Origin of the sequence: Sphingomonas sp. BK235 (assembly GCF_004345855.1) — a bacterium.
GTDB lineage: Bacteria > Pseudomonadota > Alphaproteobacteria > Sphingomonadales > Sphingomonadaceae > Sphingomonas.
The window spans coordinates 170,491-192,769 of record NZ_SLXN01000007.1; the positions used below are offsets into that span (position 1 = coordinate 170,491).

General features: G+C 71.2%; 19 protein-coding genes and 1 tRNA gene. 17 read left to right on the plus strand and 3 right to left on the minus strand.

Annotation, left to right across the window (positions count from 1 at the left end; genetic code table 11):
* Positions 1–73: 73 nt before the first annotated feature.
* The 9 genes from EV292_RS17505 (at position 74) to EV292_RS17545 (ending at position 9,030) form a co-directional block, all read left to right on the plus strand.
* Complete coding sequence (locus EV292_RS17505; protein WP_132910529.1) at positions 74–2,893, plus strand: monovalent cation/H+ antiporter subunit A; 2,820 nt, start codon at positions 74–76, stop codon at positions 2,891–2,893.
* Entirely contained in the window at positions 2,890–3,237 is a 348-nt protein-coding gene (locus EV292_RS17510; RefSeq protein WP_132910530.1) for a Na+/H+ antiporter subunit C, read from the plus strand. Before EV292_RS17505 ends, EV292_RS17510 begins: the two co-directional genes overlap by 4 nt.
* Complete coding sequence (locus EV292_RS17515) at positions 3,234–4,760, plus strand: monovalent cation/H+ antiporter subunit D (RefSeq protein ID WP_132910531.1); 1,527 nt, start codon at positions 3,234–3,236, stop codon at positions 4,758–4,760. Before EV292_RS17510 ends, EV292_RS17515 begins: the two co-directional genes overlap by 4 nt.
* The gene (locus EV292_RS17520) at positions 4,757–5,245 is read left to right on the plus strand and encodes a Na+/H+ antiporter subunit E (protein WP_132910532.1); all 489 of its coding nucleotides are present in this window, start codon (positions 4,757–4,759) and stop codon (positions 5,243–5,245) included. Before EV292_RS17515 ends, EV292_RS17520 begins: the two co-directional genes overlap by 4 nt.
* Positions 5,242–5,511, plus strand: coding sequence for a K+/H+ antiporter subunit F (locus tag EV292_RS17525; RefSeq protein ID WP_132910533.1), 270 nt, complete (start codon positions 5,242–5,244; stop codon positions 5,509–5,511). The genes EV292_RS17520 and EV292_RS17525 overlap by 4 nt, the downstream gene beginning before the upstream one ends.
* Entirely contained in the window at positions 5,508–5,921 is a 414-nt protein-coding gene (locus EV292_RS17530) for a Na+/H+ antiporter subunit G (RefSeq protein WP_132910534.1), read from the plus strand. The genes EV292_RS17525 and EV292_RS17530 overlap by 4 nt, the downstream gene beginning before the upstream one ends.
* Before the next feature lie 208 nt (positions 5,922–6,129).
* The gene (locus tag EV292_RS17535) at positions 6,130–7,065 is read left to right on the plus strand and encodes a potassium channel family protein (protein ID WP_132910626.1); all 936 of its coding nucleotides are present in this window, start codon (positions 6,130–6,132) and stop codon (positions 7,063–7,065) included.
* Positions 7,066–7,219: 154 nt separating this feature from the next.
* Positions 7,220–8,188 carry a lysylphosphatidylglycerol synthase domain-containing protein gene (locus EV292_RS17540; protein WP_132910535.1) on the plus strand — a complete coding sequence of 323 codons (969 nt, stop codon included), beginning with the start codon at positions 7,220–7,222 and terminating at the stop codon, positions 8,186–8,188.
* Positions 8,185–9,030, plus strand: a complete 846-nt coding sequence (locus EV292_RS17545; RefSeq protein ID WP_132910536.1) for an undecaprenyl-diphosphate phosphatase — start codon at positions 8,185–8,187, stop codon at positions 9,028–9,030. Before EV292_RS17540 ends, EV292_RS17545 begins: the two co-directional genes overlap by 4 nt.
* A gap of 20 nt (positions 9,031–9,050) precedes the next feature.
* Here EV292_RS17545 and EV292_RS17550 read toward each other — a convergent pair whose 3' ends face one another.
* Positions 9,051–9,653, minus strand: a complete 603-nt coding sequence (locus EV292_RS17550; protein ID WP_132910537.1) for a TetR/AcrR family transcriptional regulator — start codon at positions 9,651–9,653, stop codon at positions 9,051–9,053.
* A 97-nt stretch (positions 9,654–9,750) separates the two neighbouring features.
* Here EV292_RS17550 and EV292_RS17555 point away from each other — a divergent pair, with 97 nt between their 5' ends.
* Together EV292_RS17555 and EV292_RS17560 are read left to right on the plus strand one after the other, a co-directional pair.
* A complete protein-coding gene (locus EV292_RS17555) occupies positions 9,751–12,522 on the plus strand; it encodes a DUF2339 domain-containing protein (RefSeq protein ID WP_132910538.1) in 2,772 nt (923 codons plus the stop codon).
* Between the two features lie 41 nt (positions 12,523–12,563).
* Positions 12,564–15,995, plus strand: a complete 3,432-nt coding sequence (locus tag EV292_RS17560; RefSeq protein ID WP_243693837.1) for an acyl-[ACP]--phospholipid O-acyltransferase — start codon at positions 12,564–12,566, stop codon at positions 15,993–15,995.
* Positions 15,996–16,060: 65 nt separating this feature from the next.
* Here the strand turns inward: EV292_RS17560 and EV292_RS17565 are convergent.
* Positions 16,061–16,135: transfer RNA gene (locus EV292_RS17565), tRNA-Glu, on the minus strand.
* Between the two features lie 60 nt (positions 16,136–16,195).
* Positions 16,196–17,941 carry a single-stranded-DNA-specific exonuclease RecJ gene (gene recJ, locus EV292_RS17570; RefSeq protein WP_132910539.1) on the minus strand — a complete coding sequence of 582 codons (1,746 nt, stop codon included), beginning with the start codon at positions 17,939–17,941 and terminating at the stop codon, positions 16,196–16,198.
* Between the two features lie 109 nt (positions 17,942–18,050).
* On the opposite strand from recJ, the gene EV292_RS17575 reads away from it, so the two are divergent.
* From EV292_RS17575 to EV292_RS17600, 6 genes are all read left to right on the plus strand, one after another.
* Positions 18,051–18,440: a MerC domain-containing protein gene (locus tag EV292_RS17575; protein ID WP_132910540.1), complete on the plus strand. Its 390-nt coding sequence runs from the start codon at positions 18,051–18,053 to the stop codon at positions 18,438–18,440.
* A gap of 51 nt (positions 18,441–18,491) precedes the next feature.
* Positions 18,492–18,959 (plus strand): transcriptional repressor, encoded by a 468-nt coding sequence (locus EV292_RS17580; protein ID WP_207913465.1) that lies wholly within the window; start codon positions 18,492–18,494, stop codon positions 18,957–18,959.
* 91 nt (positions 18,960–19,050) lie between these two features.
* Entirely contained in the window at positions 19,051–20,970 is a 1,920-nt protein-coding gene (gene dxs, locus EV292_RS17585) for a 1-deoxy-D-xylulose-5-phosphate synthase (protein ID WP_132910542.1), read from the plus strand.
* A gap of 7 nt (positions 20,971–20,977) precedes the next feature.
* Positions 20,978–21,382 carry a hypothetical protein gene (locus tag EV292_RS17590; protein ID WP_132910543.1) on the plus strand — a complete coding sequence of 135 codons (405 nt, stop codon included), beginning with the start codon at positions 20,978–20,980 and terminating at the stop codon, positions 21,380–21,382.
* Positions 21,383–21,665: 283 nt separating this feature from the next.
* Complete coding sequence (locus EV292_RS17595; RefSeq protein ID WP_207913466.1) at positions 21,666–21,908, plus strand: ribbon-helix-helix protein, CopG family; 243 nt, start codon at positions 21,666–21,668, stop codon at positions 21,906–21,908.
* A complete protein-coding gene (locus EV292_RS17600; RefSeq protein WP_132910545.1) occupies positions 21,899–22,279 on the plus strand; it encodes a type II toxin-antitoxin system PemK/MazF family toxin in 381 nt (126 codons plus the stop codon). The genes EV292_RS17595 and EV292_RS17600 overlap by 10 nt, the downstream gene beginning before the upstream one ends.

Consider the following 22,279-nt stretch of genomic DNA (forward strand, 5'->3'; position numbering starts at 1 on the left):
TCTTCGTCGACTGCCGCTTCTGCTCGGCGCCAATCCCAGCCTTGATGTCGGCGATGACCATCGGCGTGGCACCGTGACCGTCGCCGCCGCCCTCCCGGCGCTGACGTGCCTGCCGTTCGTCGCCGCGGTCGCGCTGCTCGGTATCCGCCACGCCGGGCGCGGCGCTCATCTGGCGCTGGCCGGCGGCGCCAGCGCGGCCGGTCTCGCGATGCTGCTGTATCGCGCGCCCGCGGTGCTCGCCGGCGCGACGCAGACCTTCCGGCTGACCTGGATACCGAAGCTTGGCCTCGATCTCAGCCTGTGGCTGGATCCGCTCGCCCTGCTGTTCGCCGGTCTGATCCTCGGCATAGGGCTGCTGGTCGTGATCTATGCGGCGGGCTATCTCGCCGCGGGCGAGGCCACCGCGCGTTTCCTGTCGTTCCTGATGCTGTTCCAGGGCGCGATGATCGGCATCGCGCTCTCGAACAACGTGCTGCTGATGCTGATCTTCTGGGAGCTGACCAGCGTCGCGTCCTTCCTGCTCATCGGCTTCTGGCGCGACCGCGCCGACGCACGGCAGGGCGCGCGCATGGCGCTGACCGTCACCGGCGGCGGCGGGCTCGCGCTGATCGCGGGCATGGTGATGCTGGGCAAGGTGGCGGGATCGTACGAGCTGGCGACGATCCTGACGCGCGGCGAGATCGTCCGGGCGTCGCCGCTCTATCCCGTCATCCTCGTCACCATCCTGTTGGGCGCCTTCACCAAATCGGCGCAATTCCCGTTCCACTTCTGGCTGCCGCACGCCATGGCCGCGCCGACGCCGGTCAGCGCCTACCTCCACTCGGCGACGATGGTGAAGGCGGGCGTGTTCCTGCTCGCGCGGCTGTGGCCGGTGCTCGCGGGCACCGGCCTGTGGGTCGGCATCGTCACGTCGGTCGGGCTCGCCACCATGGTGCTGGGCGCCGCGGTCGCGCTGTTCCGTCACGACCTCAAGGCGATCCTCGCTTATTCGACGATCAGCCAGCTGGGGCTGATGGTGATGCTGCTGGGCTTCGGCACCAACGCGGCGGTGGTCGCGGCGCTGTTCCACCTGCTCAACCACGCCGCCTTCAAGGCCGCTTTGTTCATGCACGCCGGCATCGTCGACCACGAGACCGGCACGCGCGACCACCGCCGCCTCGGCGGGCTCGCCGCGCTGATGCCGCTCACCGCCACCTTGGGCGTGCTGGCGGCCGCGGCGATGGCGGGGCTGCCGCCGCTCGGCGGGTTCATCTCCAAGGAGATGATGCTGGAGCAGAGCACGCACGCGATGCTCGGCGGGCGGACGCTGCTCGTCCCCGCGCTGGCGACGCTCGCCGCCTCGCTGTCGGCGGCCTATTCGCTTCGCTACGCGATCGCGCTGCATGCCGGCGCGCGCCGCACCGGCGAGGCCGCCGCGCCGCACGACCCCGGCGCGGCGCTGCTCGCACCGCCCGCGATCCTCGCTGCGCTCGCACTGGGGCTGGGGCTGGCGCCGATGGCGCTCGCGGGTCGGCTGGTCGCGACGGCGAGCGCCGTGGTGACGGGCGGCGCGCTGCCCGAGCTCCACCTCGCTTTGTGGCACGGCGTCAGCGCGGCGCTGCTGATGAGCGTCGGCGCGGTCGCCGCGGCGCTGGCGCTGCTGCGCTGCCACCGGCCGGTCGCCGCCGCGGTCGCGCGCTGGCCAGCCCCCGACGCCAAGCGGCTGTTCGACGCCGCGATGGAAGCGATCGTCACCGCGCTGCGTCGCGCCTCCACCGCGCTCCACGTCGCCGCGCTGCAGCGCTATCTGCTCGTGCTTTTCGCAGTGGCGCTGCTGCTCGGGCTGGACGCGGCGGCGCGCGCCGGGGTACTGGCCGGAGGCGCCGCGACCACGCCCGCGTCCGCTGTCGACGTGGTCGCCTGGGCCGCGCTGGTGATCGCCACCGCGGCGGTGATCGCGGTCGATCGGCGCCGCTATCTGGCCCTGCTGTTCGTCAGCGTCATCGGCCTGATCATGGCGCTGGCCTTCGTGCGCCTGTCCGCTCCCGACCTCGCGCTGACGCAGATCGCGGTGGAGGTCGTGACGATCCTGCTGCTGCTGCTGGCGCTGCACCTTCTGCCGGGCAACCCGCCGCGGCTGTCGAGCGTGCCGCGCCGGCTGCGCGACGCCGCCGTCGCGATCGCGAGCGGCGCGGGAGCGGGCTGGCTCGCCTGGGCGGTGATGACGCGTCCGGTCCGCGCGGGAATCTCGCGCTACCATTGGGAGAACAGCTATTCGGGCGGGGGCGGCACCAACGTCGTCAACGTCATCCTGGTCGACTTCCGCGCCTTCGACACGCTGGGCGAGATCATCGTGCTCGGCATCGCCGGGCTGGCGACCTTCGCGCTGCTGGAGCCGGCCGCGCGCGGCGTGGCGGGGCGGCGACTGCGCGCGTGGCGCTCGCAGGATCGCCATTCCCCCGAGCGGCACCCGATGATGTTCGTGATGGCGACGCGGCTGCTCCTCCCGCTCGCGCTGCTGGTCGGCCTCTACCTGTTCCTGCGCGGGCACAACCAGCCGGGCGGCGGCTTCGTCGCCGCTCTGGTGTTCTCGATCGCGATCCTGCTGCAATATCTCGCCTCCGGCTTCGACTGGACCGACGAGCGCCGGCGCTTCGGCGAGCACCGGCTGATCGGCCTGGGTGTGCTGACCGCGGTGGCCACGGGAATGGGATCGCTGCTGTTCGGCGCGCCGTTCCTGTCGAGCAGCTTCGGCTACGCGCATCTGCCGCTCATCGGTGAGGTCGAGCTGGCCACCGCGATGCTGTTCGACCTGGGCGTCGCGCTCGTCGTCGTCGGCGCGGTGATGATGGCGCTGGCGCAGCTGTCGCACGTCGCGCAGCGCGCGGCGCGGCAGGCCGAGGAGGAGGCATGAGCCTCGAGTTCCTGGTCGCCTCCGCCGTGGCGGTGCTGGTCGCGGGCGGCGTCTATCTCGCCTTGCGCGGGCGGACCTTCCAGGTCGTGCTGGGGCTCACCTTGCTGTCCTATGCGGTGAATCTGTTCCTGTTCGCGACCGGCCGGCTGATCGTCGACCGGCCGCCGCTGTTCGTCGAGGGCGTCACCGAACACGCCGACCCGCTGCCGCAGGCGCTGGTGCTGACCGCGATCGTCATCACCTTCGGGATGACCGCGCTGACGGTGATCCTGTCGCTGCGCAGCTTCCTCGAGAGCGGGTCCGATCAGGTCGACGGCCGCGCCGACGACGAGGGCGCGGCATGACTTTGCTCGACCATCTGCTGGTCGCGCCGGTCGTCGTCCCCGCGGCGACGGCGCCCGCCGCGATGCTGGCGGCGCGCCGGCGGCCGCTCGCGGGCCCGTACCTGTCGCTGGGCGGGTGCATCGTCGGGCTGGTCGCGGCGGTGCTGCTGTTCGGCAGGGTGCAGGACGATGCCATCCGCGCTTATGCGGTCGGCGGCTGGCCGGCGCCTTTCGGTATCGTGCTGGTGCTCGACCGGCTGGCGGCAGCGATGCTGCTGCTCTCCGCCGTGCTGGCGACGATGGTGCTCGTCCACGCGCTCGTCACCGGCGCGGACCGCCGCGGCTGGCACTTCCACCCCTTGTTCCACTTCCAGCTGATGGGGCTGAACGGCGCCTTCCTCACCGGCGATCTCTTCAACCTCTTCGTCTTCTTCGAGGTGCTGCTGATCGCCTCCTACGGGCTGATGCTGCACGGGCAGGGGGCGCTGCGGCTGAAGGCGGGCGTGGCCTATGTGGTGGTCAACATCGTCGGCTCGGCGCTGTTTCTCGTCGCGATGGGCCTGCTGTACGGGCTCACCGCCACGCTCAACATGGCCGATCTGGCGCGGCGCGTCGCCGCGCTCGGGTCGGCCGACCAGGGATTGTTGCGCGTCGCCGCGCTGCTGCTGATGACGGTGTTCGCGCTGAAGGCGGCGGTGGTACCGCTGCACCTCTGGCTGCCGCGCACCTATGCCGCGGCGATGCCGTTGGTCGCCGCGCTGTTCGCGATCATGACCAAGGTCGGCGTGTACGCGATGATCCGCGTCGTGCCGCTGATCCTGGGCGAGCGGGCCGGCGCGGCCGCCTGGGTGCCTGCGCCCTATCTGCTCCCTGCCGCGATCCTCGGCGCGGTGGTGGGCTTCGTCGGCGTGCTGGTCGCGCGCGGGCTGCGCGAGCAGGCGGCGTTCGCGCTGATCGCTTCCACGGGCACGCTGCTGATGGCGGTGGCGCGCTGGAGCGAGGCGACGCTCGCGGCGGGCATCTATTATATGGTGCAGGCGACTTTGGCCGGCGCCGCTTTGTTCCTGGTCGCCGACGTGACGCTGCGGCGTCGCGGCAGCTACGGCGACGCGCTGGCCTCCAGCCCGCGCTTCGCCGGGCAGGACGCGGCGGCGCTGCTGTACCTCACCGCGGCGATCGCCTGCGTGGGACTGCCGCCGCTCGCCGGCTTCGTCGGCAAGTTGTTGATCCTGGAGAGCAGCTTCATGCTGCCCGGATGGCAGGCGATCTGGGCGACGATCCTGGCTACGACGCTGCTGGGGGTCGTCGGCTTCGCGCGCGCCGGCAGCACGCTGTTCTGGAAGGCAGCGCCGGAGGGGACCAGCCCGATCAGCGGCCCGCCGCGCGCGCGGCGCGAGTTCGCCGCGCCGGTGGTCCTGCTCGTGCTGCTCGCCGCGATGAGCGTCGGCGCGGGCTGGGTCACGACGCAGACGCGCGGCGCCGCGCGCCAGCTGATGGCGCCCGAGCGCTATGTCGCTGCGGTGCTGGGAGCGCCCGCGCGATGAGGTGGCTGCTGCCGCACCCCGCATTGTCCGCGATGCTGCTGATCGTCTGGCTGCTGTTGGCCAACAGCCTCACCGTCGGCGGACTGCTGCTCGGCGCCGTCCTCGCGCTGGTGCTGCCCAAGTTCACCCAGCCGTTCTGGCCCGCGCGGCCGCGGATGCGCTTCGGCCGCACCTTCGTGGCCTATCTCGCGATCGTGCTGTGGGACGTGGTCGTCGCGAACTTCCAGGTCGCGTGGCTGATCCTGTTCCGCCGCAACCGCGACCTGCGTTCGCGCTGGCTGGTGGTACCGATCGATCTCGCCACGCCCGAGGCGATCACGATCCTGGCGGGGACGATCAGCCTCACCCCGGGCACGGTGTCGGCGGACGTGTCGGCGGACGGCCGCCACCTGCTGGTCCACGCGCTCGACGTCGGCGACCCCGCGGCCGAGGTGACGCGGATCAAGACGCGCTACGAGGCGCGGTTGCGGCGGGTGTTCGCATGATCGCCGTCGCGCTCCACATCGCCGCGGGCGCGGTGGCGCTCGCGCTGTTGCTCAACGGATGGCGGCTGCTGCGCGGGCCGGCGCTGGGGGACCGGATCGTCGCGCTCGACACGATGGTGATCAACGTCATCGCGCTCATCGTGCTGGTCGGGATGATCGGCGGCGACGACATCTATTTTGAGGCCGCGCTGCTGCTCGCGATGGTGGGCTTCGTCAGCACCATCGCTTATTGCAAGTTCGTGCTGCGCGGGGACATCGTGGAATGACCATCCTGGCCGACATCGCCGTCACTGGGCTGCTGCTGCTGGGCGCCAGCTTCGTCCTGATCGGCAGCTGGGGGCTGGTGCGGCTGCCCTCGACGATGGAGCGGCTGCACGGGCCGACCAAGGCGACGACGCTCGGGCTGGGCGCGCTGCTGCTGGCGTCGGTGATCTACTTCCGCGCCGAACTGGGGGTCTGGACCGCGCACGAGCTGCTCATCGCGCTGTTCCTGTTCATCACCGCGCCGATCTCCGCCAACATGATCGCCAAGGTGCATCTGCACCGCCTCCGGGTGGGGGCGATCCACGAGCCCGACAGCATCGCCGGCGCGCCGCCGCGGCCGAGCGAGGACAGCGACTGGGCGACGTTCGAGGCGCCGGCGCGGGACACGCCGGCGGCGACGGCCAACACGTGAGGCGGCGGTCGCGAGCGGCGCGATCGGCGACCCTGACCATCCCGCGCGGCATGGGAAGAGTCGCGATCGATAGGGGTCGCGCGCCGCGGAGCGATGAACGGTGATCCGGCGATCCGTCCCGCCGCGAATCACCGCGACCTCGGCGCCGCTGCGTCGCCGGACCGCGCTGCCGGTCTGGCTCTCGCTGCTGTGGCGGGTGGCGCTGGTGATGGCGCTGATCGGCATCGCGCTCGCCGGCCATTGGTTCGATCGCGACGGGCTGCGCGACAACATCGACGGGCGGGTGAGCTTCGCCGACGTGCTGTACTTCACCATGATCACGGTGACGACGGTGGGGTATGGCGACATCGTCCCGGTGACCGTCCACGCGCGCCTGTTCGACACCTTCGTGGTGACGCCCATCCGCCTGTTCGTCTGGCTCATCTTCCTGGGATCCGCCTATGATTTTCTCTTCCGACGCGTGTGGGACGGCTGGCGCATGCGCGTGATCCAGCAGCGGCTCGAGGGCCATGTCGTCGTCGCCGGCTACGGCACCTCGGGCGTGGAGGCGGTCGCGGAGCTCATCCGCCGTGGCGCGCCGCCCGCCATGATCGTGGTCGTCGACGAGCGGAGCGCCGCGATCGAGGCGGCCGAGAAGCTGGGCGTCAACGTGCTCCAGGGCGACGCGACGCGCAACGCGACGCTGGAGGCGGTGAGGATCACCCGCGCTAAAGCGGTGATCGTCGCGGCGGGGCGGGACGACACGTCCATCCTGATCCTGCTGACCGCGCGCGGGCTGGCGCCGAACGTACCGCTCAGCGTCGTCATCCGCTCGGAGGATAACGAGCCGCTGGCGCGCCAGGCGGGCGCGACCACGGTCATCAACCCCGCCAGCTTCGCCGGGGTGCTGCTGGCGGGGTCGACCCACGGCGAGCATCTCGCCGATTACATCGCCGACCTCGCGGCGCATGGCGGCCGCGTCGCGTTGCACGAGCGCGACGTGACCGCGGCCGAGGTCGGGAAAGCGCTGTCGCAGCTCACCACCGGGCTCGGCGTCCGGATCCATCGCGGCGGGAGAGCGATCGGTTTCTGGGAGCCGGCGGCGCAGCGTCTCGAGGCGGGCGATTGTATCGTCGAGATCGTGCCCTCGGAGCGGATGCCCTGATCGTGGCGGGACCGCGCGCGCCCCGGTAAGGTTCGTGTAAGCGAGCCGCCGCAGGAGCGATGTGACCCATCGCGGCGGCCCGTCGCGCTGCGGACCCGACCGCGCAAAGCGGCACGTCGGCACGCGCGGCGTGAGACGCCGAGACCAACTTCACGTGATCCGTACCCTGATCGTGACGACCCTGACGGTCGCGGTGCTGGCCGTGGCGGGCATGGCGCTGCGCGAGATCCTCGCGGGGACCGACTGGGACACGGTGCGAGCGGCACTCCACGCCATGCCCGTGCCGGCGCTCGCCGCGGCGCTGGCGTTGAGCGCGGCCAGCTATGGCGTGCTGACCGGCTATGACGTGCTGTCGCTGCGCCTGATCGGCCGACACGTCCCTTACCCTATCGCCGCGATCGCGTCGTTCACCAGCTACATCTTCAGCCACAATCTCGGGTTCGCGGTGCTGACCGGGGGCAGCGCGCGCTATCGCATCTATCGGCGGCACGGCCTCTCCGCGTCCGAGGTCGGGCAGATCATGCTGACCGCGGGCATCACCTTCTGGCTCGGCGCGCTGCTGCTGCTGGGCGTGGCGCTGCTGATCGTGCCGACGGTGCCGACGATCGGCGGCTGGGTCGTTTCCCCCGCGGTGCAAAGCGCCGTGGCGGTCGCGATCCTCGCCGTGCTCGGCGGCTATCTCCTGCTGCTCGCGCGGCGAGGCGGCGCACCCTTGTGTCTGTTCGGCTGGCGGCTGCCGCTACCGGGCTGGCGCGTGGCGTTGCTCCAGCTCGCGCTCGGGGTGATCGACCTGCTGGTCGCCGCCGGCGTGCTGTTCGTGCTGCTGCCCGCCGCCAGCCTGGAACTCTATCAGTCCCTGCTGGTGAGCTATCTCATCGCCATCATCGCCAGTCTGGTCGTCCACGCGCCCGGCGGGCTCGGCGTGTTCGAGGCGATCATGCTGGTCGCGCTGCCGCAGGTGGACCGGGCCGCGCTGCTCGCCGCGCTGCTGATCTTCCGCGTCGTCTATTACCTCATCCCGCTCGCCATCGGTCTGCTGCTGTTCGTCAGCCTCGAGGCCGCGGCGCTGCGCCGCCCGCGCGAGCGTCGGCGCGCGACCACAGAAAGGACCGATCGCGCATGATCGCCGCCGATACCGGGCGCTGGCTGGAGGCCGCGTTCCTCGGCCTGTTGCAGGGACTGACCGAGTTCCTGCCGGTGTCGTCGAGCGCGCACCTGCGCATCGCCGGGGCGTTGCTGCCCTCTGGCAGCGATCCCGGCGCAGCCTTCACCGCGATCACCCAGATCGGGACCGAGGCGGCGGTGCTGCTCTACTTCCGCCGCGACATCTGGCGGATCGCGGCGGCGTGGTGCGGCGCACTGACGCGGCCGCGCGCGGCCTTGTTGCCTGACGCGCGGCTCGGCTGGCTCATCCTGCTCGGCACGCTGCCGATCGCGGTGCTCGGGCTCGCGCTCAAGCATCAGATCGAGGGCAATCTGCGCAACCTCTACGTCACCGCGACCATGCTCATCGGCTTCGGGCTGGTGCTCGGGCTGGCCGACCGGATCGGTGCGCGCTGCCGGTCGATCGAGCGACTCGGCTGGCGCCACGGACTGCTGCTCGGCGTCGCGCAGGCGCTGGCGCTCGTGCCCGGCGTGTCGCGCTCCGGCGGCACGATCAGCGCGGCGTTGCTGGTCGGCTACACGCGCGAGGCGGCGGCGCGTTACTCCTTCCTGCTGGCGATCCCGGCGGTGCTCGCCTCCGGCCTGTTCGAGCTGGCCGACAGCTGGGGCAAGGCGAACCCGGTGGGGGCGGGGCCGACCCTGCTCGCCACCATGATCGCGTTCGCCGTCGGCTATGGGGTGATCGTCGCGTTCCTGCGCCTGCTTCGGACGCGCAGCTTCCTGCCCTTCGTCATCTACCGGCTCGCCGCGGGAACGGCGGTGCTGGCGCTTCTGGCGAGCGGCAGCATCGCGGCGCGCTGAGCCAGGGTCGGACCCGCTGGTCAGCGCGCCGAACGAGCGGCGAGCGCCTCCCGCACCCGCGCGAGCGCCGCCGCTTCGGGTGCCGCTTCCCCCATGAGCGCCCAGGCACCGCTGATGGCGAAGGCACAATGACCGTGGACCGTCGCGATCAGTGATCGGGACAGGGTAGCGATATCGTCGTCGACCTCGCCACCGGCGGCACGCGCGATCTCCTCGACGACGATCTGGGTCAGCAGGCCGCGTCCGGTCTCGTCCGCCTCGGTCAGGCCGCCGTCCGCCGGCAGACGGTGATCGAAGATCGCGGTCCAGCGATGCGGATGCTCGCGCGCGAACCCGAAATAGCCGGCGACCAGCGCCGCGATCCGGTCGCCATCCGGCCCCGCCGCGTCGAGCCGCTCGCGCAGCGAGGCGGCCCAGTCGGCGAAGCTGCGCGTGTTGATCGCCGCGATCAGCCGATCGGCGGTGCCGAAGACATGGTGGATCGTGCCGATCGAATAGCCGATCCGTCGCGCGACCTCGCGCGCCGAAAAGCCGGCCAGGCCGGTCTCGGCCATGACCGCCGAGCCGGTCGACAGGATCAACTCCTCCAGTTCGACGCGGCTATGGTCTGATCGACGTCCCATTCGCTCGGCATAGCCGTGTAATTGAGCGCTGTCCAATTTATCTATTGAGCGGTGCTTAATTTATGGTAGCGTGCCGTCGAATCGAGGAGTTTGATCGATGTCGTCGGTGCTGTTGATCGTCCTGTCCGTGCTGCTGGCACTGGTCTGGCAGGAGGTGGTGCGGCTGCGCGAACGGATCGAGCTGCTGGAGGCGTCGGGCGTCGCGTCCTCAGTTCCGCCCTGGTTCGAGGATGTCGCTGACGCGCCCGCACCACTTGTCACCGATCAGGAGCGGGCGCCGGCGCCGGTGATCGCCGTGGCGGTGCCCGCCGTCGATCCGTCACCGCCGCACGACGACGCCTTCCCGGAGCCTGAGCCGCCGGTCGCCGACCCGACCCCGACGCCGCGCTTCGAAGATGTGTTCGGGCGGCGGCTGCCGATCTGGGCGGGGGGACTGACGCTGGCGGTCGCGGGCGTGCTGATCGTCCGTTATTCGATCGAGGCGGGATTGCTCTCGCCCTGGGTGCGGGTGGTGCTCGGGCTGATGTTCGGCGCCGGGCTGATCGGCGGTGCGGAGCTGGCGCTGCGTCGCGACGCCGCGGTGCGCGATCCGCGCGTGCGGCAGTCGCTGGCGGGCGCCGGGATCGCGACGCTCTATGCCGTGACGTTGGCGACCGTCCATCTCTATGGCCTGATCTCGCCGGGCGTGGCCTTCATGGCGATGGCGCTGGTGACGGTGCTCGCCTGTACGCTGGCGATGCGCTTCGGCGCGCCGAGTGCGCTGCTGGGCTTGGCCGGTGGCCTCGCCGCGCCCGCCTTGGTCGGCGCCGGCGAACCCGACGTGCCGCTGCTGACGCTGTATCTCGCGCTGACCGTCGGCGGGCTGTGCGCGCTCGGGAAGCAGCAGCGTTCATGGTGGCTGGGCGCGCTGGCGCTGGCAGGCGGTTTCGGCTGGGGAGCGTGGCTGATCATCGGCGGCGCGCTCGACCTCGCGGCGTCGCTGTCGATCGGGCTTTACACGATCGTGCTCGCCATCGCGCTGCCGCTGCTCCTGACCGGGGACCGCGCCGCGACGCTGCGCGTGGGGGCGGGCGTGCTCGGCTGCGCGCAACTCGCCGCGCTGGTCGCCCTGAAGGGGTTCGCGCCGCTGGACTGGGGGCTGTTCGGGCTGATCTCGGTCGCGATCCTGTGGCTGTCGCGGCGCGACGCCGTGTTCGCCGGTCTTCCCGCTTTGGCCCTGGGCGTGGCGATCCTGCTCGGCGCTGCCTGGCCCGCGCCGGATGGCTGGGACATGGTCGTGCTGCTGACCGCGCTCGTCGCCATCCACGGCGTGCCTGCCGCCTCGCGGGTCTGGCGCGAGGGTGCCCGCCCGATCGACGCGCCGATGGTGGCGGCGGTCGCGGTCGCGCTCGGCGTGCTGCCGGCGCTGCATTTCGCGCCGATGGGAGCCGTGACGCTGGTCGGTGCGGCGCTGGCCGCGGGCGTGGCGGCGCGCGGATGGAAGGTGCCCGGACGTACCGAGGACACGCGCTTCGCGACGCTCGCGATCGCGGCGGCGGCGTGCAGCGCCTTGGCGGCGGCGCAGATGTTGACGTTCGCCGGATGGGCGTCGGCCGCGGCGTTGCTCGCCGCCGCGATGATCATTCTCGCGGACGCGGCCGAGGACCCGCGGATCGCGCGAGCCGGATGGGTCTTCGGCGTCGCGACGCTCGCGTTGCTCGGCGTGGACGGGGGGATCGGTCGATTGGTCGGCGCGTCCGGTAGCGGTTCCTTCGCGGCGTGGATCGTACCCGCATGTACCGCGATCGGGATGACGCTCCGTTCGCGCGGGCGTCGCGCCGTGGCGCTCCAGCCCGCGGCGGTGGTGATCGCTTATGGCGCGGCGGCGCAGCTGCTATCGGCTGACCTGTTGCCGCTCGTTCCCGCGGGACTGTTGCTCGGACTGGCCATGACGCGGCGCGTCACCGTGCTGCCGGCAGCCGTCGCGGCGATGGTGATCGCGGCGGGCTGGTCGTTGCTGCCGTTGCTCGACTGGACGCGGGCGGCGTCGAGCGCGGCAAGCGGCGCCATGGTGGTGGCGGGCGATTGGCCCGGGCTGCTGGACGCGGTGCTGCGACTGGCACTTCCCGGGGCCGCGTTGCTGGCCGCGGCGCTTCTCCTGCCGCAACCGGCGCAGAGGCGTCGCGTCGGCCTCGCCCTGGGCGGCCTGCTGGTGGGAGTCACCGTCCATGTCGTGCTGCAGCACGCGATCGGGATCGACAGCCGTGCGACCTTCGTCGCGCGCACGATGATGGCGCGGTCGCTCTGGGAAGTGCTGCTGGCGCTGGCCGCGGCGGCAGCATGGCGGTCCGGTGCGCGGGACGCCGCGACGATCCTGGCTGGGATCGCTCTGGCGCATGGCCTGTGGTTCACGGGCCTGGTGCTCAACCCGCTGTTCGTGCTCCAGCAGCCCGGCCCTTGGCTGGCGATCTCCTACGGCGTCGCGGGAGCGCTGCTGTGGCGCGCCCGCTCGGCGGTGCCGGGGATGGGCCGGATGCCGGACGTAGCGCTGATGCTGCTCATCGTCGTCGCCGCCTTCACGCTGCTGCGTCAGGCGAGCCACGCCCCGATGCCGCTCCGGACCGGCACCGGGGCGGGCGAGCAGATCGCCCGGTCGATCATGGCATTGCTGCTCGCGGGGCTGTTCCTGGCGATCGGCATCGTCCGGAAGGCACGAGACTGGCGGCGCGCCAGCCTGGCGCTGATGCTGGCCGCGGTCGTCAAGGTGTTCCTCTTCGACGCCGCGGGCCTCGACGGCTTGGCACGCATCGCATCCTTCGCGGTGCTGGGTTTCAGCCTGATCGGGGTAGGGTGGCTGTACAGCCGCTACCTGCCCGACGCATCCCGTTAAGATTCCAACGCTATCGCCTCGTACCCCGGGGAGTTGCCATCATGTCCGCACCAGATCTGTCACTGCTCGGCACCCGTCGGTTCGCGCCGCTGTTCGCCGTCCAGTTCATGGGCGCCTTCAACGACAATCTGCTGAAGTTCGCGATGCTGTTCCTCGCCAACTTCACGCTCTACGCCGCGGCGCCGGCCAAGGCGGAGTTGCTGGCGACGGTCGCGACCGGGCTCTTCATCCTGCCCTATTTCCTGTTGTCGGGGCTGGCGGGACAGCTTGCCGACAAGTGGGACAAAGCGGTGCTGGTGCGCGCGGTCAAGGCCGCCGAGGTCGGTATCATGCTCCTGGCGCTGGGCGGCTTCTGGTCCCAGTCGGTGCCGGTGCTGCTCGCCTGCCTCTTCCTGATGGGGGTGCATTCGACGATCTTCGGCCCGGTCAAATATTCGATCCTGCCGCAGCATCTCGGGCGGCACGAGCTGATGGGCGGCACCGGGCTGATCGAGGCGGGCACGTTCCTCGCGATCCTGGCGGGGCAGCTCGCGGGCGGGCTGATCCCGGCGTGGGAAGCGGGGCTGGTCGCGACGGGCGTGGCGCTGCTGGGCTTCCTCGCCAGCCTGGCGGTGCCGAGCGCACCGTCGTTGGTCACGGGGCTGACGATCGAACGCAACGTCTGGCGCAGCACGGTCCAGATCCTGTCGGTCGCGCGCGCGCGACGCGGCGTGTGGCTGGCGATCCTCGGCATCAGCTGGTTCTTCTCGGTCGGCGCGATCCTGTTGTCCGAATTCGCGCCGCTGGTCAGCGGGACGCTGGGCGCGGGGGCGGGGGTGGTGACGCTGTTCCTGCTGGTTTTCTCGGTCTCGGTGGCGGCCGGATCGCTGGTGGTCAACAAGCTGCTCGGCGGCGAGGTGTCGGCGCGCTACGTGCCGGTCGCCGCTCTGGGCGTGGCGGCGTTCCTGATCGAGCTGTGGCTGGCGACGCGCCACTACACGATCGCCGCGCGCGGCGCCGACGTCGGTGCCTTCGTGGCGAGTGAGGGAAGCTGGCCGATCCTGCTCGGGCTCGCCGGCCTCGCCTTCGCGGGCGGCGTGTTCATCGTGCCGCTCTACGCCATCCTCCAGGTCCGCACCGATCCCGCCGAGCGCTCGCGCGTCATCGCGGCGAACAACATCGTCAACGCCATGGTCACCGTCGTCATGGTGGTGATCGTCACGGTCCTGCTGGCGATGGGCACCAGCGTGCCCGGCATCATCGGTGCGATGGGCTTCGCGACACTGGCGGTCGCGCTGATCTCCTGCTGGCTGTTGCCGGAGACGGTGTTCAAGTCGTTGGTGCGGGCGCTGCTGGTGCTGTTCTATCGCGTCGACGTACATGGCGCCGAGAACATGCCGCAGCCGGGTGAGCGCGCGGTCGTGGTGGTCAACCATGTCTCGTTCCTCGACGGGCTGCTGCTCGCCGCCTTCCTGCCGGGCAAGCCGACCTTCGCGGTCGCGACCTCGATCGCTAAGGCGTGGTGGGTGAAGCCGTTCCTCGGCATGTTCGACGCCTTCCCGGTGGACCCCACCAATCCGATGGCGGCGAAGGCGATGGTCAAGGCGGTGCGCGAGGGACGCACGCTGGTCATCTTCCCCGAAGGCCGGATCACCGTCACCGGCGCGCTGATGAAGGTGTTCGACGGTCCCGGCATGGTCGCGGACAAGGCCGAGGCGCCGATCATCCCGGTGCGGATCGCGGGCGCGCAGTTCACGCCCTTCTCGCGGCTGAAGGGCAAGGTGCGGCTGCGGACCTTCCCGAAGATCGACCTCACCATCCTCCCACCACGCCGGTTCGAGGTGGAGGGAGAGACGGCGCGGCAACGTCGCGCCGCCGCGGGTGCGAAGCTGTACGACGTGATGAGCGACATGATCTTCGCGACCTCGGACGCCGATCGCACGCTCTACCAGGCCTTGCTCGACGCCAGCGCGGTGCATGGCGCCAGCCGCCGCGTGGTGGAGGACGTCAAGCGGGAAGCGATGAGCTATGGGCGGCTGCTGACCGGCAGCATCGCGCTGGGGCGTCCGCTGGCGCAGATGACGCGGCCCGGCGAGGCGGTCGGGCTGATGCTGCCCAACGTCAATGCGGTGGTCGCGACCTTCTTCGCGCTCCAGGGCATCGGTCGCGTGCCGGCGATGCTGAACTACACCGCCGGACTCGCCAGTCTGACGGCGGCCTGCACCGCCGCTCAGCTGCGCACCGTCATTACCGCGCGCGCGTTCGTCCAGCAGGCGAAGCTGGGCGAGGTGATCGCCGGGCTGGAGGCGACGGGGCTGCGGATCGTCTATCTGGAGGATGTCGGCGCCACCATCGGCGGGCTGGCGAAGCTGCGCGCGCTGCTCGCGACCCGCTGGGCCGGGCGGCTGCACCGCCGGCACCACGTGTCGCCCGACGCGCCCGCGGTGATCCTGTTCACCAGCGGGTCGGAAGGATTGCCCAAGGGGGTCGTGCTGACCCACCGCAACCTGTTGTCGAACTGCCTCCAACTGTCGGCCCGGATCGATTTCAACTCCGCCGACGTGGTGCTCAACGCGCTACCCGTCTTCCACAGCTTCGGCCTGACCGGCGGGACGCTGCTGCCGATCCTGTCGGGGGTGAAGACATTGCTCTACCCCAGCCCCCTCCATTACCGGATCGTGCCCGCGCTGGCCTATGACGCCAACGCGACCATCCTGTTCGGCACCGACACCTTCCTGGCGGGCTATGCGCGCATGGCCCATGGCTACGACTTCTACGCCCTGCGCTACATCTTCGCGGGGGCGGAGCGCGTGCGAGAGGAGACGCGGCGGACCTATGCCGAGAAGTTCGGCCTGCGCATCCTCGAAGGCTATGGCGCGACCGAGGCGGCGCCGGTGATCGCGGTCAATACCCCGATGCACTTCAAGGCGGGCAGCGTCGGGCGGCTGCTGCCCGGCGTCGAGGCCAAGGTCGAGGCGGTGCCGGGGATCGCGGACGGCGGGCGCCTGTCGATCCGCGGGCCGAACATCATGGCGGGCTATCTGAAGGCCGATGCGCCGGGCGTGCTGCAACCGCCCGCGGGCGGGTGGCACGACAGTGGCGACATCGTGACGATCGACGACGCGGGCTATGTGACGATCAAGGGCCGCGCCAAGCGCTTCGCCAAGATCGGTGGCGAGATGGTGTCGCTGCCGGCGGTGGAGAGCTATGCTGCGCGCCTATGGCCGGAAGGCGAGCACGCCGTGGTGACCCGCCCCGACCCCCGCAAGGGCGAGCAGCTCGTGCTGTTCACGACCCGCCCGGGGGCGACCGCCGGCGCACTGCAACACTGGGCACGCGGCAACGGCATCGCTGAACTGTCGGTCCCCAAGGACGTCCGGGTGGTCGGCTCCTTGCCGGTGCTGGGCACGGGCAAGCTCGATTATGTGACGATGGCCGAGCAGGCATCGGCGCCGACCATGACCGCGGCCGACGTCGCGGAGGTGTCGGAATGAGGCGCGGGCTTCTCCGTCAGCAGCGACCGGAATGCGGCCGGGGCTGGTGTTGCCCGTCGGCGATGTGGTGACCCCTACGGGACTCGAACCCGTGTTTCAGCCGTGAAAGGGCCGCGTCCTAACCACTAGACGAAGGGGCCATGCGGCGGTTGGTCGCCTAGGGCGAAAGCGGCGGAGGGTCAAGCCGCTTCGCCGTGCGCTCAGCCCGCCCAGGCGGCGTCGTCGAGGTGCAGTTCGGCGGTGCCGCGCCCGCTCCATTCGTCGAGCCGCGCGCGCCCCGCCAGCCACAGCCGCCGCGACGGCCCGGCGGCGAGCAGCGCCTGGCCCAGCGGCGTGTCCGCGGCGCGAAAGGCCATCGCCTTGAGGCTGCGGCCGTCGTCGCCCGCGACGATGGCGCGGACATGGCCGTTGCCGACCACGTCGACCTTGATCGTGCGCACCGGCCCCACCGCCACCCGCGGCGCGGGCCAGCCACTGCCATAAGGGCCGCCCGCCTCGAGCGTCTCCACCAGCGCGGGGGTGACCCCTCCCGGCGCCACCACCGAATCGACCAGCAACGCGCGCCCCGCCTGAGCGGTCGCGACCGCGTCCGCCAGCCGGGCTTCGAGCCAGTCGGCGAAGGTGCCGAGCTGATCCGCCGCGATGGTCAGCCCCGCCGCCATCGCGTGGCCGCCCCCGGCGAGCAACAATCCCTGCTCGCGGGCGGCCAGGATCGCGGCGCCGAGATCGACCCCGGTGATCGAGCGGCCGGATCCCTTGCCGATCCCCTGTTCGTCGAGCGCGATCACGATCGCGGGGCGCCCGGTCTTTTCCTTGAGCCGTCCCGCCACGATCCCGATCACGCCGGGATGCCAGCCCTGTCCGGCCACCACACCGACCGCGCGGTCCTGGCGCAGCACCGCCTCGGCCGCCTCCTGCACCATCGCCTCGATCGCGCGGCGCTCCTCGTTGAGCCGGTCGAGCTCGGCGGCGAGCGCCCGTGCCTCCACCGGATCCTCGGTGGTGAGCAGCCGCACGCCGAGATCGGCGCGGCCGACGCGGCCGCCCGCGTTGATCCGCGGCCCGAGCGCGAAGCCCAGGTCGGTCGCGGTCGGCGCGCGCGTCAGCCGCGCCGCGTCGGCGAGCGCGGCGAGCCCGATGTTGCGCCGCTGCGCCAGCACCTTGAGCCCCTGCGCGACGAAGGCGCGGTTGAGCCCGCGCAGCTGCGCCACGTCGGCCACGGTGCCGAGCGCCACCAGATCGAGCAGATCGAGCAGCCGCGGCTCGGCGCGCGCCGCGAAATGGCCGCGGCCGCGCAGCACGCGCAGCAGCGCGGCGCCGAGCAGGAACGCCACCCCCACAGCGGCGAGATGCCCGTGCGCGGCGCCGTCGGTCTCGTCGCGGCGGTTGGGGTTCACCACCGCGAGCGCGCGGGGCAGCTCGGTGGCGCATTGATGGTGATCGACGACGATCACATCGGTGCGCGCGGCCGCCAGGGCCTCGAACGCCTGCGCGCCGCAATCGACCGTCACGATCAACGTGGCGCCCTCCGTCGCCAGCCGCTCCATCGCCGCGACGCTCGGGCCATAACCTTCGGTGAGGCGATCGGGGATATAGACGCGCGGCGCGCGGCCCAGCGCCCCGAGCAGCCGCGCCAGCAGCGCCGACGAGGTCGCGCCGTCGACGTCATAGTCGCCGAACACCGCCACCTGCTCGCCCGCCACCACCGCATCGGCGAGCCGCGTCGCGGCGGCGTCCATGTCGCGGAAGATCGACGGGTCGGGCATGAACAGCCGGATCGACGGCGCCTTGTGCGCGTCCAGCCCGTCGCGCGGGCAGCCGCGCGCGAGCAGCAACTGGGTCAACAGGTCGTCGGGCACGAACCGCTCGCGCTGGTCGGTCGCCAGCGCGCGCCAGCGCCAGGGCTGGCCGAGGATCGAGCGCTCGACATCGAGAACGTGGCGCATGCCCAGCCCCGTAGCCGATCGCGTCCGGCGACACCACGCCTCCCGCGGGGCGCAAAAAATCTGCGGATGAGACGTTGTAACATGGGACGCGAGCGCCTAATTGGGCGCCGTGCCGACGTCCCATGCCCCCGATCGCGATCGCGCCGGCCGGATCGACCGCTGGGCGATCTGGCTGTCGGCGGCGTGCGTCGTCCACTGCCTCGCCACCACCGTGATGGTCGCGGTGCTCTCCACCGCGGGCGGGCTGCTCGGCAGCCCGATGATCCACGAGGTCGGGCTGGTGCTCGCGCTGGCGCTCGGGCTGGTCGCCTTCGGCCGGGGCATGCTGGCGCATCGCCGGCTGCTGCCGGTCGCGCTGGGCGGCACCGGGCTGGCGCTGATGGCGACCGCGGTGATCGTCCCGCACGGCGAATCGCATGTGGTGGAGTCGCTGCTCACCGTCGCCGGCGTGGTGTTGCTCGCGGCCGGGCATATGGTGAACCGCACCGCCCGGGATTGAGACGGCGGGCGGCTTGCTGGCACGTGCCCGCGGCCCTAACTTGGAGCGATCATGGGGCACCGACATCACGAACCCGAGGGCGCGGCGCTGCTCGCCGCGGCACGCAACACGCTGGAGCGATCCGGCGAGCAATGGACCGCGATGCGCGAGAGCGTCTATGCGGCGCTGAGCGGCTTCACCAAGCCCGCGTCCGCCTATGATATCGCCGAGGCGGTGTCGCAGGCGCAGGGGCGGCGGATCGCGGCCAACAGCGTCTATCGCATCCTCGATCTGTTCGTGGCCGCCAATCTGGCGCAGCGGGTGGAGAGCGCCAACGCCTATGTCGCCAACGCGCATCCCGGCTGCCGCCACGACTGCATCTTCCTGGTCTGTGACGGCTGTGGCGCGACGACTCATTTCGACGACGACTCGCTCACCCGCGGCTTGCGCGACGCCGCGGCGGCGTCGGGCTTCGCGGCCGAGCGGCCGGTGATCGAGTTGCGCGGCCGCTGTCGTGACTGTTCCGCGGCGACGCACTGAGCCATCGCGCGCGCGCATCCGCGTGCCGATCTCGTCCCGATCGCCGAAACCGGTAATCGACAGGCTGATGTCGCTCAGCTATTCCGGCTAGATGGCTGATGCCCCCGATACCCCGCTGCTCGACACGGTCGAGACGCCCGACGCGCTCCGCACCCTGAAGCCCGACCAGCTCCGCCAGCTCGCCGACGAGCTGCGCCAGGAGACGATCTCCGCCGTGGGCCACACCGGCGGCCACCTCGGCTCCGGCCTGGGCGTGGTCGAGCTCACCGTGGCGATCCACTATGTCTTCGACACCCCGCGCGACCGGCTGATCTGGGACGTCGGCCACCAATGCTATCCGCACAAGATCCTGACCGGACGGCGCGATCGCATCCGCACGCTGCGGCAGGGCGGGGGGCTGTCGGGCTTCACCAAGCGCAGCGAGAGCGACTATGACCCGTTCGGCGCGGCGCACAGCTCGACGTCGATCTCGGCCGCGCTCGGCTTCGCCACCGCCAACAAGCTGAGCGGCGCGCCCGGCAAGGCGATCGCGGTGATCGGCGACGGCGCGATGTCCGCGGGCATGGCCTATGAGGCGATGAACAACGCCGAGACGGCGGGCAACCGGCTGGTGGTGATCCTCAACGACAATGACATGTCGATCGCGCCGCCGGTGGGCGGGCTGTCGGCCTATCTGTCGCGCATGGTGTCGAGTCGCGAGTTCCTCAGCGTGCGCGAGCTGATGAAGCGCTTCGCGCGCCGGCTGCCGCGGCCGTTCCACACTTCGCTGCGCAAGACCGACGAATATGCCCGCGGCATGACCATGGGCGGCACGTTGTTCGAGGAGCTCGGCTTCTATTATGTCGGGCCGATCGACGGCCATAATCTCGACCATCTCATCCCCGTGCTGGAGAATGTGCGCGACGCGGAGGAGGGGCCGATCCTCGTCCATGTCGTCACCAAGAAGGGCAAGGGCTATGCCCCCGCCGAGAACGCGGCGGACAAATATCACGGCGTGCAGAAGTTCGACGTGATCACCGGCACCCAGGCCAAGGCGCCGCCGGGGCCGCCGGCCTATCAGAACGTGTTCGGCCAGGTGCTCAGCGCCGCGGCCGACAAGGACCAGCGGATCTGCGCGATCACCGCGGCGATGCCTTCGGGCACCGGGCTCGACCTGTTCGCCACTGCCCATCCCGAGCGCTTCTTCGACGTCGGCATCGCCGAGCAGCACGCCGTGACCTTCGCCGCCGGCCTCGCCGCGCAGGGGATGCGGCCGTTCTGCGCGATCTACTCGACCTTCCTGCAGCGCGCCTATGACCAGGTGGTCCACGACGTCGCGATCCAGAACCTGCCGGTGCGTTTCGCGATCGACCGCGCCGGGCTGGTCGGCGCCGACGGCGCCACCCATGCGGGCAGCTTCGACGTCACCTATCTCGCCACCTTGCCCAACATGGTGGTGATGGCGGCGGCGGACGAGGCCGAGCTGGCGCATATGGTGCAGACCTGCGTCGAGCACGACTCCGGCCCGATCGCGGTACGCTACCCGCGCGGCAACGGCACCGGCGTGGCGCTGCCTGCCGAGCCGAAGGCGCTCGAGATCGGCAAGGGCCGGATCGTGCGCGAGGGCAAGAAAGTGGCGATCCTTTCGCTCGGCACGCGGCTGGGCGAGGCGCTCAAGGCGGCCGACGCGCTCGATGCCAAGGGCCTCTCGACCACGGTAGCCGACCTGCGCTTCGCCAAGCCGCTCGACGAGGCGCTGATCCGTCGCCTGCTCACCTCGCACGAGGTGGCGGTGACGATCGAGGAGGGCGCGATCGGCGGCCTCGGCGCGCACGTGCTGACGCTCGCCTCCGACGAGGGGCTGACCGACGCCGGCCTGCGCATCCGCACGATGCGGCTGCCCGATCTGTTTCAGGACCAGGACAAGCCCGACGTCCAATACGCCGAGGCGGGGCTCGACGCCGACGCGATCGTGCGCACCGTGCTGACCGCCTTGCGCTACAACGAGGCGGGCGCGATCGCGCGCGCCTGACGCGGGCGTGACCGGCTGGGAGAAGGTCGGCGCGCTCACCGCGCTGTACGTGATCGGCGCGCTCTGGGCCAATTGGCTGATGGTGCGGCGCGTGCGCGGCGCGGTGGCAGCGCGCGCGGCCTGGGCCGCGGCGGACTTCGACGCCTGTTTCCCCGAGCTGGACCCCGGCGTCGCGCCGGCGGTGCGGGACGCGCTCGCGCCCTACTATGGCGCGGGCGTGGTGCCGCGGCCGGAGGATACGCTGCGTCGCTTCCTCAAGCTCGACCGCGCGGAGGTGGAGGACGTGGCGCTCGACGCGGCGGCCCGGCTCGGGCTGTCCGAAGCGGCCGAGCGGGAGGCGCTGCTGGTGGCGGACCTTCCGGACGTGGCGGCGCTGGTGCGGTATCTGGGAGAGAGGGTGATGGCGCGCTAAATCCTCCCGCGCCGGGGAGGATCTGGGTCACGCATGCAGCCCCCGCACCCCGATCCGCAACCCCTCGCGCCTCCACGCATCCCGCTCTCCTCAGCAAGCGAATGTTGAGAAAGTTGAATGGCTGGCGCAGCATGACGTAACAATCGCGACCGGGCCGGCGCACACGCCCGTCATGTCGACGGGAGAAAGAGCGCCGCGATCCTCGCACAGCCTCACCGATGTCGGACAGACAAGGCTTGCCAACCCCACCAAGGCACCCTATCGTTTAACGCGTTAAACGGAGGTGCGGTTGCTCGGCGTCAGGCTCGACACGGAACTGGAGGAGCGGCTCGCGGCGGTCGCGCGCACGCAGGGGCGTAGCAAGAGCGACATCGCGCGCGAGGCGGTGCGGCGCTATGTCGAGCTGCACGACGAGGCGTTCCGGCGCGAGGCGCGGCGCCAGTCGCAGCGCGCGTCGCGCCGCGATACGCGGCAGGATTATGCCTTCTGGGAGACGATCGAGGCGGAGGATTCGGCATGGCGGTGACGCTGGCCGAGCAGGCGACCGGCGCGGCCGACACCGCGCCCGCGATCACGCACGGCGCCATCGTCGAGCTTGCCGCACCAGAGGAGGCGGCCGGCGGTGCGCGCGTGTGTGTCGTGGTGCAGGCCGATTTATTCAACGAGACGCACGCCACCGTCACGCTCTGCCCGCTCACCGCGGTGGTGGGGGGCGAGTCGCTCTTCCGCGTCGCCATCTCGCCGCAGGAACATACCGGGCTGACGGTCGAGTGCGAGGTGCAGGTGGACCGTATCACCTCGGTGCGGCGTCACCGCATCGTCAAAGTGATCGGCCATGCGTCGGCGACCCGCATGGAGCAGGTCGATCAGGCATTGCGCCGCTGGTTAGCGCTTTAA